The organism is Pseudomonas sp. GW823-FHT06B06, assembly GCF_058795195.1.
Genome location: NZ_JBXAHO010000001.1, coordinates 238991 through 251289 on the forward strand (window position 1 = coordinate 238991; position 12299 = coordinate 251289).

Consider the following 12299-nt stretch of genomic DNA (forward strand, 5'->3'; position numbering starts at 1 on the left):
GGCCGGTACACTTTATTGCAGCATCGGAGACAATCAGGCCGTCACTGCCACTGCTGGTTGAAGATAGGCCATCAACTCGGTGTGCGCCGGGGTCGAAACATCCATTTCCAGCTGACGCTTGGCATCGAGGTAATGCTGGCTGAACACATCGAAATAAGCGTCGAGCGCCGAGGCCGCCTCTACATCGCCTGCAAGATCGAGACATAACGCCGCGACTTCCGCAGTACACAAGTGTTCGCTACGGGTGGAGCGGCGCAATTGATAGCGTGAAAGCTTCTCGGGCAACAAACTGAGGATCGGAAGCGCGTCGAAATAGGGGCTTTTACGGAAAATCTTCCGGGCTTCGGTCCACGTCGCGTCGAGCAAGATGAACAGCGGCCTCCTGCCTTGATCGACCGCCACGCTATGAGTCACCCGCTCAGGCGCGACATATTCACCCGGGAACACCAGATAAGGCTGCCATTGCGGGTCGGACAGCAAGGCCAGCAACTGCTGATCGACTTCGGTACGCGACCAGATAAAGGCATGGTTGTCACGCACCACATCGGCAATCAACCAACCGGTGTTGCTGGGCTTGAACACTTCCTTGCCTGTCATGATCAGGCATACCCCGGAGCGAGTCTCAACCTGCGGACGCCAGGCGCACAGGCAGTGACTCTCGATCACGCGGCAAGCGCGGCACCGTGTTGCCCGCCATCCACGGGCCTGAATCGGCTTGATACCTTCCTCTTCGCGCTGGTCGCGCAGGCGGGCTACGGCGTTGGGGGCATGGTTCATCGCAGGCCACACCGGCAGACAAAAGAGATCGACACGAAAAGCACTCGGATGGGTGAAAGTGCCGGCAGTTTACCAGACCCGCCGGTGCAAACCTGTACCGTGCAGGCCTGCTCCCCTATAATTCGTCGCCACTGAACGCACAGTCATGTGATGGGTCAAACACCCATCACTGCCCCAGGAGAGTTTCATGCTGCGCCTTATCGTTCCCACCGCTGCCATTCTGCTGGCGTCGACCTTCAACGCCCAGGCGGCGTCCTTGAGTGAGCAGAATCTGAACAGAGAGCTGCGAAACGTCGCCACCCAAAGCAGCGTCGGCACTCCGCGGGCGATCAATGAAGACATTCTCGATCAGGGCTACACGGTCGAAGGCAATGTGCTGATCAACCACCTGAGTGTGCAAAGCAGCCACGCCAACAAGATGCGTGCCGACCCCAAGGCTGTGTACTTCCAGCTTGGTGCCTCGGTATGCAACAACCCGTCCTTCCGCAAGCTGATGGCAAAGGGGGCGGTCATGCGTTATGACTTCACCGAGGTAAAGACCAACCGCGCGGTCGGTTCTGCAAGCTACCAGGAATCGGATTGCCCGAAAGCGACCCAGAAGAAAAAGTAAGTCAGTGGGATTTTGCGCGCCGCTGCTCATCCTCGGCGCGCAGTTCCGCCACCAGCGCCTGCAAATAACGTGAACGCTGATGCGCGTCCATAAGACGCCGGCAGCACTCCTCCTCGAGACTCAAATGATTGATCTCGGCTGATGACTTCAGCAATCGATACAGTTGCGTATCGATCTCCAGAATGACCCTGGCCATGGCTTTCCGGCTCCCTGCACCTCACTCGTGATGAGCGGCAAATCCTTGAACCGCTTGTACCCTGCGCCCTGCCCTTGACGCCAAGTTGTCGTGTAATACCTGTACCTAAGTAAATCAGAGTACTGAACACTCGGGGCGGGTTCAGACGGGCGGTGAAATCACCTTGCAAATCGTCAATAACCGGTTGCCAGGAAAGACTTTGCGGCGCAATGATCAAGGCAACAATCATCGCGACGGTCTAGATTTCAGGTATCTACGTTCATTGTGTCAGGACTGGAAAAGGCGCCGCCCGTTTGGTCTTGCGCTGTGCGAACGTTTCTTTCATCCAAGGGAAAAACAGAGCCGGTATGGTGACCCGACCAGGGTCAAGTGAATCGCCCAGGCATGGGCCTGGGCAAACAGCGACACATGAAGTGTCGTGGCGCCGACGCGTCAATGGTCGAAGCCGACGGTTCTGTCCAGAAGGAGAAGTTGAATGCCTTACCAACCGAATGACCTCCTAAGCCGCCATTTTGAACAAAGCGGCCACGACCTCATCAGCAAGGTCGAAGAGCAACTCAACCTGGTTTCACCCAACAGCCCGAATACCCCGATCTACCGCGACATGATCCTGACCGTGCTGCGCATGGCGCAGGAAGACCACAATCGCTGGAATGCCAAGATAACCCTGCAAACCCTGCGCGAACTGGAGCACGCTTTCCGAGTGCTGGAGCAGTTCAAGGGGCGACGCAAAGTCACAGTCTTCGGCTCCGCGCGCACGCCAGTGGAACATCCCTTGTATGGTCTCGCCCGCGAACTCGGCGCCGCCCTGGCTCGCTCCGACATGATGGTCATCACGGGTGCGGGCGGCGGCATCATGGCTGCAGCCCACGAAGGTGCAGGCCTGGAAAACAGCCTGGGATTCAACATCACCCTGCCCTTCGAGCAACATGCCAACCCCACCGTCCAGGGCACTACCAACCTGCTGCCCTTCCATTTTTTCTTCACGCGCAAGCTGTTCTTCGTCAAGGAAGCGGATGCACTGGTGTTGTGCCCAGGCGGTTTCGGCACCCTGGACGAAGCGCTGGAAGTACTGACGCTGATCCAGACGGGCAAAAGCCCATTGGTGCCCGTAGTGCTGCTGGACGCGCCGGGCGGCAAATTCTGGCAGGGCGCACTGGACTTCATTCACCATCAACTGGAGGAGAATCGTTACATCCTGCCTACCGACATGAAGCTGGTGAAACTGGTCTACAGCGCCGAAGAAGCGGTGGAGCAGATCAACCAGTTCTACAGCAATTACCACTCCAGCCGCTGGCTCAAACATCAGTTCGTGATTCGCATGAACCACAAGCTCAGTGACAGGGCACTCGAACACATGCAGGAATCATTCGCAGACTTGTGCCTGAGCGATCAATTTCATCAACATGCCTATAACGGCGAGGAGCAGGACGAAGCACGGTTCAGCCACCTGGCGCGGCTGGCCTTTAACTTTACCGCTCGTGACCACGGCCGGCTTCGCGAGTTGGTGGATTACATCAACCTGGCGGAAAACTGGGCCCAAACCCAGCCACCGGCACAGCAGCGTACGCGAGAGCCATTAAAGGTTACGTGAGACAAAAAAACGGCCCGCTATCGAAATAGTGAGCCGTTTCAGTCAATCGTCCATCCCTCGGCCGCTGAACAAGCGGCTGATCATTTCCATGGAGAATCCCCGATACGCCAGGAACCTGCCTTGTTTGGCGCGCTCCCGGGCATCTATCGGTAATTGCCCGGAAAACTTGCGTCGCCAGGCGTCCTGCAATTGTTCCTGCCAGTCGATGCCGCTCTCGCGCAGGGCGAGTTCGATATCACTACGCTGCAGCCCACGCTGACTTAACTCTTCACGAATGCGTAAAGGGCCATAGCCGTTACGGGCACGGTAGGAAACGAAGCTTTCAAGGTAGCGGGATTCGGACAACAAACCCTCTTCCGTCAATCGGTCGAGTGCTGTTTCAATCATTTCGGGGAGAGCCCCGCGCTGACGCAGTTTACGCGTCAGCTCGACTCGACCATGCTCGCGTCGTGCGAGCAGGTCCATTGCGGTTCGCCGCACCGCGACGAGGGTATCGAGTACAGCGGTCATCGGATCAATCAGATATCAGCATCAGCCAGATCGTCTTCGGTCTCTTTGACCGCAGAAGCCTTGGCATCCGCTACCGAAGCCGGAGACAGCAGTTTGTCACGCAGTTGCTTCTCAAGCGTTGCGGCAATATCCGGGTTATCCGCCAGGTACTTGGCCGAGTTGGCCTTACCCTGACCGATCTTGGTGCCGTTATAGGCATACCAGGCGCCGGACTTCTCGACGAAACCGTGCAGAACACCCAGGTCGATCATCTCGCCGTTGAGGTAGATGCCCTTGCCGTAAAGAATCTGGAACTCGGCCTGACGGAACGGCGAAGCCACCTTGTTCTTTACAACCTTGACGCGGGTCTCGCTACCGACGACTTCATCACCTTCTTTCACCGCACCCGTGCGGCGGATATCCAGACGAACCGACGCGTAGAACTTCAGAGCGTTACCACCGGTAGTCGTTTCCGGGCTACCGAACATCACGCCGATTTTCATGCGGATCTGGTTGATGAAGATCACCAGGCAGTTGGCGTTCTTGATGTTACCGGTGATTTTACGCAGAGCCTGGGACATCAGACGGGCTTGCAGGCCCACGTGCATGTCACCCATTTCGCCTTCGATTTCAGCTTTCGGCACCAACGCCGCCACGGAGTCGACGATGATCACGTCGACCGCATTGGAACGCACCAGCATGTCGGTGATTTCCAGGGCTTGCTCACCGGTGTCAGGCTGGGACACCAGCAGGTCGTCGACGTTGACGCCCAGCTTGCCGGCGTACTCAGGGTCCAGGGCGTGTTCGGCATCGACGAATGCGCAGGTCGCGCCGGCTTTCTGAGCCTGGGCGATCACGGACAATGTCAGTGTGGTTTTACCGGAAGATTCAGGACCGTAGATTTCAACAATGCGACCTTTTGGCAGACCGCCAATGCCCAAAGCGATGTCCAGACCCAGAGAGCCAGTGGAGATGGCCGGAATCGCCTGACGGTCCTGATCGCCCATACGCATTACGGCACCCTTGCCGAATTGACGTTCGATCTGACCCAGGGCCGCAGCCAAGGCTTTCTTCTTGTTGTCGTCCATTAAAGTCCTCACGTAATCAATAAGGCCTGACGGCCAACACCTGTATAAGTAGCCAGTATTATTCCACAGCGTTTGCGGATCGCCTACCCCTGATTTGAGATTTCTCCCGCAGCATGGCGCAGCAGCCCCTCTAGCGCGGCCTTCACCGTTTGTCGGCGAACCTCGTCACGGTTACCGGCAAAGTGCTGCACCTCGCTGAACACCTGATCGTCGACGCCCCAGGCCAGCCATACGGTGCCCACCGGCTTCTTCGGTGAACCACCGTCCGGCCCCGCCACCCCACTGACCGCCACGGCAAAACGCGCATGGCTTTTTTCCTGCGCACCACGGACCATGGCCTCGACCACTTCCCGACTGACCGCCCCTACCGTTGAAAACAGCTCGGGCGGCACATTCAGTTGGAGCGTCTTCTGTCGGTTGGAATAGGTGACATAACCGGCCTCGAACCACGCCGAGCTACCCGGTATCCGGGTAATCGCCTCGCTGATGCCCCCGCCCGTACAGGATTCGGCGGCGGTGACATGGGCATTGAGAACCTGCAGGCGCCTGCCGAGTTCAGCGGCCAGCTGTGTGATTTCTTTCACGGTCATCTCCTGATCGAACGGAATGAGGCTTAACGTACACGAGCGAATGGTGCTTGCAAGTTACAGGCACGAGCCGCCCGGACACACATCTCACAGGCTTGCAGGCGGGAGCAACACCGTCTTTGCCTGCTTCCAAAGCAGCAAACGTTCCTGCAGCCCGTTCAAACCGCCATTGATACGTCGAGTAATACTGTTGAACTCATCGACGTCGGCCAGTTCATTGAGGCCGTTTCGCTCCCAGAACCAGGCCGCGGATTCAGCGGCCCATTGTGGCAACTCCAACAGTTCGGGTTGCTGCAACAAACGCTCATCACCAAAAAGTGCCCGACTGCACTGCAGATAATTACTGCGACCGGTGATCTGGATCAGCCCACGCCCCCGATAGCGTTGACCGTCACCGTCGGCTTCAGGGGAGTTGCCCAGGCGCATGGCCAGGTCCCCGGTATCGTATTTCTCGAGATATTTTTCGCCGCCCAACTCTCGCACATATTGCAGTTGCCCCGACTCGTGGCCGATTTGCGCCAGGAAGGCGGCGATACGCCCGGGGGTACTGATGTTACGACGTGCCATGGCGTTATTGAGGGCGAGAATGAACAGGCCCGATCGAGTGCGGGCACCTGGGAAAATCATGAGTAACTGCTGCTCAGTGAGGCGCATCGCTCGTTCCTTTGATTGATGCATGAAATTCGCAAGATGGCGCCGGGAGAAATACGCCGGCAGCGTATTGAACGCCGCATCCCGAACGCCAGACTACACACCTCTCCCACGCAAGCCCCGCCGGTAATTGTTGCACCGTGTTGTGTTGCCAGCGCAGCGCGCAGAGCGCCAGCCATTCACTATGGGTCGGAGCGAGAATCGCGCGGCGGTGCATCATCGATACCGATACGCCTGGCCACCCAGCGCCCGTACAATCCTACGGCCATGTCAGCCCCGGCTATCGCGGTGAGACAACCGAAGGCGCCGGCGGCCCAGATCGACATCCCGGCGGCGTACAGCAACATCATCGCCGAGACGCCGCACACCATGCAGGCCCCGGAACGCAAAGCCAGGCGTCTCAGCAATGACCAGCCACGGGCGCCCTCCTTGTCGGCGCGCCACATTTCCCCGGACACCCCACTGACCACTGCGAGCGCGACGACGAGCCAGATAGGCAGGTCCAGCAACAGTTGCTGCTCGTTTGTCATGTCGGGCCTCCAGGATGCCTGGCTTGTGATGCTAGCGGTTAAGCGCAAGATTATGCATGTATGCATATACAGTAAATGCATTAATGCATTTATTTGCCGAGTAAAATACTTAGCTTCGTAAGGGCGAACAACGATAACGCCGTATTGTAGAAAAACCGCGGTGTCTGGTTCGCCGGCAAGCCTGACTCCTGCGAGGCGGCAAACCAAAGGTCAACGCGCGTACATGCCCCACCAGAACACATGACCCAGGATCAGGATCTGCTCCTCCTGCATTTCCAGGAAGGTGTAGTCCTCGTCAGGATGCTCTTCGCGGTTAAAGCTACGCAGGCGAATCCCTGTCGGCAGCCGATACAGCTGTTTCACTCGCAACTGGCCGTTATGATTGATGGCATAGAGGTCGCCATCGACGATATCGCCAATCCCACACTTGCCGGCGTTGACGCCCACCGTGGCACCGTCGCGCAACACCGGCAGCATGCTGTTGCCGCGCACCGTCACGCATTTGGCCTGGTCGAACTGCACGCCGTTATGGCGCAAGCTACGCTTGCCGAAGCGCAGGCTGGCGCGCTCGCTCTCTTCGATGACGAATATTCCTGATCCTGCAGCCAATTCAACCTCGCGAAGAAAGGGTACCGAGACCTCGTCGTCATCAATAGGGGTATCGTCGTCCCACAGACTGATGTCGGTAAGTTGCGAGTGCGCGGCTTCACGCCGGGCACCCAACGCCTGCGCGATAAGCACCCGGCCACGCAATTGATCGGTACTGACGGCGAAGTATTCGGCGATCTTCGAAATGTGCTTATCAGAGGGGTCGACAATCTTCCCGCCGAGGATGCGCGAAAGTGTGGATTGAGGCACGCCGGTGCGACGGTGAAGCTCCGTTGGGGAGATACCGTGCTGATCGAGCAGCGCTCTTAAAACGGTCGAAACATTGCGTTTTTGCATAATGCGCATAATGCTCGATGTTTTTTGCCACGACAAATGCTTAATTGCATAAACGATGCATGATTGATCAATGAAGACGTCACCCGGCCGTGATGCCTGCGTCAACCAGACTGCCCATGGTAACCTTGCGCCCATCGCGGAAAAGCCGTGCCCATGCTCGCTTTTGCCCCACACCTTTTGAATGAGTTTTCCTGGCAATCCGATGAATAAAGCCCTCTCCGACCTGTCCTCGCACACGCCGATGATGCAGCAATACTGGCGGCTAAAGAACCAGCACCCTGACCAGCTTATGTTCTATCGCATGGGCGACTTCTACGAGATCTTCTATGAAGACGCGAAGAAGGCCGCCAAGCTCCTCGACATCACCCTGACCGCTCGCGGGCAGTCAGCCGGCCAGGCGATTCCGATGTGCGGCATTCCTTACCATGCGGCGGAAGGTTATCTGGCGAAACTGGTAAAGCTCGGCGAGTCGGTGGTGATCTGCGAGCAGGTCGGCGACCCGGCCACCAGCAAAGGCCCGGTGGATCGCCAGGTAGTGCGGATCATCACCCCGGGCACGGTGAGCGACGAAGCGCTGCTCGATGAGCGCCGGGACAACCTGATCGCCGCCGTCCTGGGCGACGAGCGCCTGTTCGGCCTGGCGGTGCTGGATATCACCAGTGGCAACTTCAGCGTGCTGGAAATCAAGGGCTGGGAAAACCTGCTGGCGGAACTGGAGCGCGTCAATCCGGTGGAATTGCTGATCCCGGATGACTGGCCCAAGGATCTGCCTGCCGAGAAACGTCGTGGCGTTCGTCGCCGTGCGCCGTGGGATTTCGAGCGTGATTCGGCCTTCAAGAGTCTTTGCCAGCAATTCTCGACCCAGGACCTCAAGGGTTTCGGTTGTGAAAACCTGACCCTGGCCATCGGCGCCGCCGGTTGCCTGCTGGCCTACGCGAAAGAAACCCAGCGCACCGCCCTGCCGCACTTGCGCAGCCTGCGCCACGAACGCCTGGACGATACCGTGGTGCTGGATGGGGCGAGTCGCCGCAACCTGGAACTGGACACCAACCTGGCCGGCGGTCGTGACAACACCCTGCAGTCGGTGGTCGATCGTTGCCAGACCGCCATGGGCAGCCGCCTGCTGACTCGCTGGCTGAACCGCCCGCTGCGTGACCTGAACGTGTTGCTGGCGCGGCAGACCTCGATCACCTGCCTGCTGGACGGCTACCGTTTCGAAAAGCTGCAGCCGCAGCTCAAGGAAATCGGCGACATCGAGCGCATTCTCGCCCGGATCGGCCTGCGCAATGCCCGTCCGCGCGACCTCGCGCGCCTGCGCGATGCCCTCGGCGCGCTGCCGCAACTGCAAGCGGCAATGACCGAACTTGAAGCGCCGCACCTCAACCAACTGGCAGACACTACCAGCACCTACCCGGAGCTGGCGGCCTTGCTGGAAAAAGCCATCATCGACAACCCGCCCGCGGTGATCCGTGACGGCGGGGTGTTGAAAACCGGTTACGACAGCGAACTCGATGAACTGCAATCACTCAGCGAAAACGCCGGGCAATTCCTGATCGACCTCGAAGCCCGCGAAAAAGCCCGCACCGGCCTGTCTCACCTGAAAGTCGGCTACAACCGCATCCACGGCTACTTCATCGAACTGCCGAGCAAGCAGGCTGAATCCGCACCCGCCGACTACATTCGCCGCCAGACCCTCAAAGGCGCCGAGCGCTTCATTACGCCGGAACTGAAGGCCTTCGAAGACAAGGCTCTTTCTGCCAAGAGCCGTGCCCTGGCACGTGAGAAGATGCTGTACGAAGCGCTGCTCGAAGACCTGATCGCCCAACTGCCACCCTTGCAGGACACTGCTGCAGCGCTGGCCGAGCTCGACGTACTGAGTAACCTGGCCGAACGGGCGCTGAACCTCGACCTGAACTGCCCGCGTTTTGTCAGCGAGCCGTGCATGCGGATCACCCAGGGTCGTCACCCTGTGGTTGAACAAGTATTGACCACGCCTTTCGTGGCCAACGACCTGAGTCTCGACGACAACACCCGCATGCTGGTGATCACCGGTCCGAACATGGGCGGTAAGTCCACCTACATGCGCCAGACCGCCTTGATTGTACTCCTGGCACACATCGGCAGCTTCGTGCCGGCGGCCAGTTGTGAATTGTCCCTGGTCGACCGCATCTTCACCCGAATCGGCTCCAGCGATGACCTGGCCGGCGGGCGCTCGACCTTCATGGTCGAGATGAGCGAAACCGCCAACATCCTGCACAACGCCACCGAACGCAGCCTGGTGCTGATGGACGAAGTCGGGCGCGGCACCAGCACCTTCGACGGCCTGTCCCTGGCGTGGGCGGCGGCGGAACGCCTGGCACACCTGCGGGCCTACACGTTGTTCGCCACCCACTACTTTGAGCTGACGGTACTGCCGGAAGCCCAGCCATTGGTGGCCAACGTGCACCTCAATGCCACCGAGCACAACGAACGCATCGTGTTCCTGCACCATGTACTGCCAGGGCCGGCCAGCCAGAGCTATGGCCTGGCAGTCGCGCAGTTGGCTGGTGTTCCGAACGAAGTGATCGTACGCGCCCGTGAGCACTTGAGCCGGCTGGAAGACACCGCCCTGCCCCATGAGGCGCCTGCGCCAGCCAAAGGCAAACCGGCCACGCCGCAGCAGAGCGACATGTTCGCGAGCTTGCCGCATCCGGTGCTGGATGAACTGGCCAAACTTGATCTGGACAACATGACGCCACGTCGCGCACTCGAAATGCTCTATACACTAAAGACACGGGTCTAACGCACAGGCTTGCAAGCTGTTAGAATCTCGCGCGGTTTGGGATGCTGCGGGCTATTAGCCTGGCTTGCAGACTATCGTTCCCAAACCTGCGACCCCTACGTGAAGGGGCGCTGCAAGCCGCGCCTGAGGAGAAAATTAGAAATGACCTTCGTCGTCACCGACAACTGCATCAAGTGCAAGTACACCGACTGCGTAGAAGTCTGTCCGGTGGACTGCTTTTACGAAGGCCCGAATTTCCTGGTGATTCACCCGGATGAGTGCATCGACTGCGCACTGTGCGAACCTGAATGCCCTGCCGTGGCCATCTTCTCCGAAGATGAGGTGCCTGCAGGCATGGAAAACTTTATCGAGCTGAACCTCGAATTGGCCGAGATCTGGCCGAACGTTACCGAACGCAAAGATCCGTTGCCCGATGCCGCTGAGTGGGATGGCAAGCCAGGCAAGATCGAACACCTCGAACGCTGATTATCCCCGCGTTCCTGAAAAAGGCCCCGCAAGGGCCTTTTTTTTAAGATCAAAAGATCGCAGCCTTCGGCAGCTCCTACAGGTGCAGGCAAAAAAAAGGGGCGGTATGACCCGCCCACATTTTTTCCCTATTCCCTGTGTTCCTTTTCATCATCCTGATGAATCGCTTCCTGCGATGTCCTTTCCCCTCATCCTTGAAGGGCGTGTCTATCCGTTGACACAACACCGATACTAGAGTTTTTACCGCCAAGAGCAATCGTCCGATCAGGCCCTGATGGCTTGTCACATCCCGTTCATGTTAGAAAATCTGCTTGTTTATCAGTCGGATAAAAAAGACCTGCGAAAAATATGGTCGACTGCCAACCTGTAAAAATAGTGAACACTTACGCAAAGAGTAAGCGAAGACTTACACCCTGAAGCTACAAAGCCGCGCTGGCGTCCCCGAGATCAAAACCAGAATTGCAGATAACAAAAAGCCCCGAACCAGTCGGGGCTTCTTGTTATCCAGCAAACGAATGGCTTATTGAAATAGCGACTCGCTCGATAGCCCGTTTTTCTCCAGGATCTCCCGCAGACGCTTCAGGCCTTCTACCTGAATCTGTCTAACCCGCTCCCGGGTCAGGCCAATTTCCAGGCCCACATCTTCAAGGGTGCTGCTCTCGTGACCGCGCAGGCCGAAGCGGCGTACAACCACCTCGCGCTGCTTGTCGGTCAACTCCGAGAGCCATTGGTCGATGCTTTGAGACAGGTCGTCATCCTGCAGTAGCTCGCATGGATCGGTTGGGCGATCGTCGGTAAGGGTGTCCAGCAGGGTCTTATCCGAATCCGGACCCAGCGAGACGTCGACCGAAGAAACCCGCTCGTTGAGGCCCAGCATGCGCTTGACCTCCGCTACCGGTTTTTCCAGCAGGTTGGCGATCTCCTCGGGTGAGGGTTCATGATCGAGTTTTTGCGTCAACTCCCGTGCGGCCCGCAGGTACACGTTGAGCTCCTTGACCACATGGATCGGCAACCGGATGGTCCGGGTCTGATTCATGATTGCGCGCTCGATGGTCTGACGAATCCACCAGGTTGCGTAGGTTGAGAAGCGGAAGCCGCGCTCAGGGTCGAATTTCTCCACCGCCCTGATCAATCCGAGGTTGCCCTCTTCGATCAGATCGAGCAGCGAAAGGCCCCGATTGACGTAACGTCGGGCGATTTTCACCACCAGGCGCAGGTTACTTTCGATCATGCGTTTGCGCCCGGCCGGATCACCACTTTGCGACAGGCGCGCAAAATGCACTTCTTCTTCGGGGGACAGTAGAGGGGAAAAGCCGATTTCATTGAGGTACAGCTGCGTGGCATCGAGTGCCCGCGTGTAATCGATGTACTTGTGTTGCTTCAATGTCGCGGAGTGTTTGGATTTGGCACGAACGGAAGGTGGAGCCGCCCCTTCATCATTCGACATCGAATCCGTGCCGACGTCGGCCTCCATCAGGAGAACCTCATCGTCGATGTCAAACTCCGGCACTTCTTTACTGAGAGCCATTGTTATAGTCCTTTGGTGAGTTCGACCTCAAGCTCAAGCGGCGCCTTTATCCCTGGC

At 58.2% G+C, this 12299-nt stretch carries 13 protein-coding genes; 4 read left to right on the plus strand and 9 right to left on the minus strand.

Features of this window, described 5'->3' with window-relative positions; all coding sequences use genetic code 11:
* Positions 1–33: 33 nt before the first annotated feature.
* Positions 34–777 carry a tRNA-uridine aminocarboxypropyltransferase gene (locus tag AC1Q8Q_RS01175; RefSeq protein ID WP_020796005.1) on the minus strand — a complete coding sequence of 248 codons (744 nt, stop codon included), beginning with the start codon at positions 775–777 and terminating at the stop codon, positions 34–36.
* Positions 778–964: 187 nt separating this feature from the next.
* Here AC1Q8Q_RS01175 and AC1Q8Q_RS01180 point away from each other — a divergent pair, with 187 nt between their 5' ends.
* Positions 965–1387, plus strand: coding sequence for a PA3611 family quorum-sensing-regulated virulence factor (locus AC1Q8Q_RS01180; protein ID WP_020796004.1), 423 nt, complete (start codon positions 965–967; stop codon positions 1385–1387).
* Between the two features lies 1 nt (position 1388).
* On the opposite strand, the gene AC1Q8Q_RS01185 is transcribed toward AC1Q8Q_RS01180, so the two are convergent.
* On the minus strand, positions 1389–1583 hold the full coding sequence (locus AC1Q8Q_RS01185; protein ID WP_020796003.1) for a hypothetical protein: 195 nt from the start codon (positions 1581–1583) through the stop codon (positions 1389–1391).
* Positions 1584–2058: 475 nt separating this feature from the next.
* Here AC1Q8Q_RS01185 and AC1Q8Q_RS01190 point away from each other — a divergent pair, with 475 nt between their 5' ends.
* Complete coding sequence (locus AC1Q8Q_RS01190; RefSeq protein ID WP_020796002.1) at positions 2059–3177, plus strand: LOG family protein; 1119 nt, start codon at positions 2059–2061, stop codon at positions 3175–3177.
* Positions 3178–3219: 42 nt separating this feature from the next.
* Here AC1Q8Q_RS01190 and recX read toward each other — a convergent pair whose 3' ends face one another.
* From recX to AC1Q8Q_RS01220, 6 genes are all read right to left on the minus strand, one after another.
* Complete coding sequence (recX, locus tag AC1Q8Q_RS01195) at positions 3220–3687, minus strand: recombination regulator RecX (protein ID WP_492614752.1); 468 nt, start codon at positions 3685–3687, stop codon at positions 3220–3222.
* Between the two features lie 8 nt (positions 3688–3695).
* Positions 3696–4754, minus strand: coding sequence for a recombinase RecA (gene recA, locus AC1Q8Q_RS01200; protein ID WP_008060630.1), 1059 nt, complete (start codon positions 4752–4754; stop codon positions 3696–3698).
* Between the two features lie 83 nt (positions 4755–4837).
* Positions 4838–5338, minus strand: coding sequence for a CinA family protein (locus AC1Q8Q_RS01205; protein WP_020796000.1), 501 nt, complete (start codon positions 5336–5338; stop codon positions 4838–4840).
* A gap of 90 nt (positions 5339–5428) precedes the next feature.
* Positions 5429–5995: a glycoside hydrolase family 19 protein gene (locus AC1Q8Q_RS01210; protein WP_020795999.1), complete on the minus strand. Its 567-nt coding sequence runs from the start codon at positions 5993–5995 to the stop codon at positions 5429–5431.
* A 179-nt stretch (positions 5996–6174) separates the two neighbouring features.
* Positions 6175–6522, minus strand: a complete 348-nt coding sequence (locus AC1Q8Q_RS01215) for a phage holin family protein (protein WP_020795998.1) — start codon at positions 6520–6522, stop codon at positions 6175–6177.
* Between the two features lie 210 nt (positions 6523–6732).
* Entirely contained in the window at positions 6733–7467 is a 735-nt protein-coding gene (locus AC1Q8Q_RS01220; protein WP_492614761.1) for a LexA family transcriptional regulator, read from the minus strand.
* Positions 7468–7669: 202 nt separating this feature from the next.
* Between AC1Q8Q_RS01220 and mutS the strand changes: the two genes are divergently transcribed.
* Together mutS and fdxA are read left to right on the plus strand one after the other, a co-directional pair.
* On the plus strand, positions 7670–10249 hold the full coding sequence (gene mutS / locus AC1Q8Q_RS01225; protein WP_033045311.1) for a DNA mismatch repair protein MutS: 2580 nt from the start codon (positions 7670–7672) through the stop codon (positions 10247–10249).
* A gap of 141 nt (positions 10250–10390) precedes the next feature.
* Positions 10391–10714, plus strand: a complete 324-nt coding sequence (fdxA, locus tag AC1Q8Q_RS01230; RefSeq protein ID WP_083348328.1) for a ferredoxin FdxA — start codon at positions 10391–10393, stop codon at positions 10712–10714.
* Positions 10715–11234: 520 nt separating this feature from the next.
* On the opposite strand, the gene rpoS is transcribed toward fdxA, so the two are convergent.
* Entirely contained in the window at positions 11235–12242 is a 1008-nt protein-coding gene (gene rpoS, locus AC1Q8Q_RS01235) for an RNA polymerase sigma factor RpoS (RefSeq protein ID WP_020795994.1), read from the minus strand.
* Positions 12243–12299: the final 57 nt, after the last annotated feature.

What these genes read in the sequence shown, in the direction of transcription:
- AC1Q8Q_RS01175 (WP_020796005.1), bottom strand. Translation starts at nt 777, where the DNA reads ATGAACCATGCCCCCAACGCCGTAGCCCGCCTGCGCGACCAGCGCGAA.
- AC1Q8Q_RS01180 (WP_020796004.1), top strand. Translation starts at nt 965, where the DNA reads ATGCTGCGCCTTATCGTTCCCACCGCTGCCATTCTGCTGGCGTCGACC.
- AC1Q8Q_RS01185 (WP_020796003.1), bottom strand. Translation starts at nt 1,583, where the DNA reads ATGGCCAGGGTCATTCTGGAGATCGATACGCAACTGTATCGATTGCTG.
- AC1Q8Q_RS01190 (WP_020796002.1), top strand. Translation starts at nt 2,059, where the DNA reads ATGCCTTACCAACCGAATGACCTCCTAAGCCGCCATTTTGAACAAAGC.
- recX (WP_492614752.1), bottom strand. Translation starts at nt 3,687, where the DNA reads ATGACCGCTGTACTCGATACCCTCGTCGCGGTGCGGCGAACCGCAATG.
- recA (WP_008060630.1), bottom strand. Translation starts at nt 4,754, where the DNA reads ATGGACGACAACAAGAAGAAAGCCTTGGCTGCGGCCCTGGGTCAGATC.
- AC1Q8Q_RS01210 (WP_020795999.1), bottom strand. Translation starts at nt 5,995, where the DNA reads ATGCGCCTCACTGAGCAGCAGTTACTCATGATTTTCCCAGGTGCCCGC.
- AC1Q8Q_RS01215 (WP_020795998.1), bottom strand. Translation starts at nt 6,522, where the DNA reads ATGACAAACGAGCAGCAACTGTTGCTGGACCTGCCTATCTGGCTCGTC.
- AC1Q8Q_RS01220 (WP_492614761.1), bottom strand. Translation starts at nt 7,467, where the DNA reads ATGCAAAAACGCAATGTTTCGACCGTTTTAAGAGCGCTGCTCGATCAG.
- mutS (WP_033045311.1), top strand. Translation starts at nt 7,670, where the DNA reads ATGAATAAAGCCCTCTCCGACCTGTCCTCGCACACGCCGATGATGCAG.
- fdxA (WP_083348328.1), top strand. Translation starts at nt 10,391, where the DNA reads ATGACCTTCGTCGTCACCGACAACTGCATCAAGTGCAAGTACACCGAC.
- rpoS (WP_020795994.1), bottom strand. Translation starts at nt 12,242, where the DNA reads ATGGCTCTCAGTAAAGAAGTGCCGGAGTTTGACATCGACGATGAGGTT.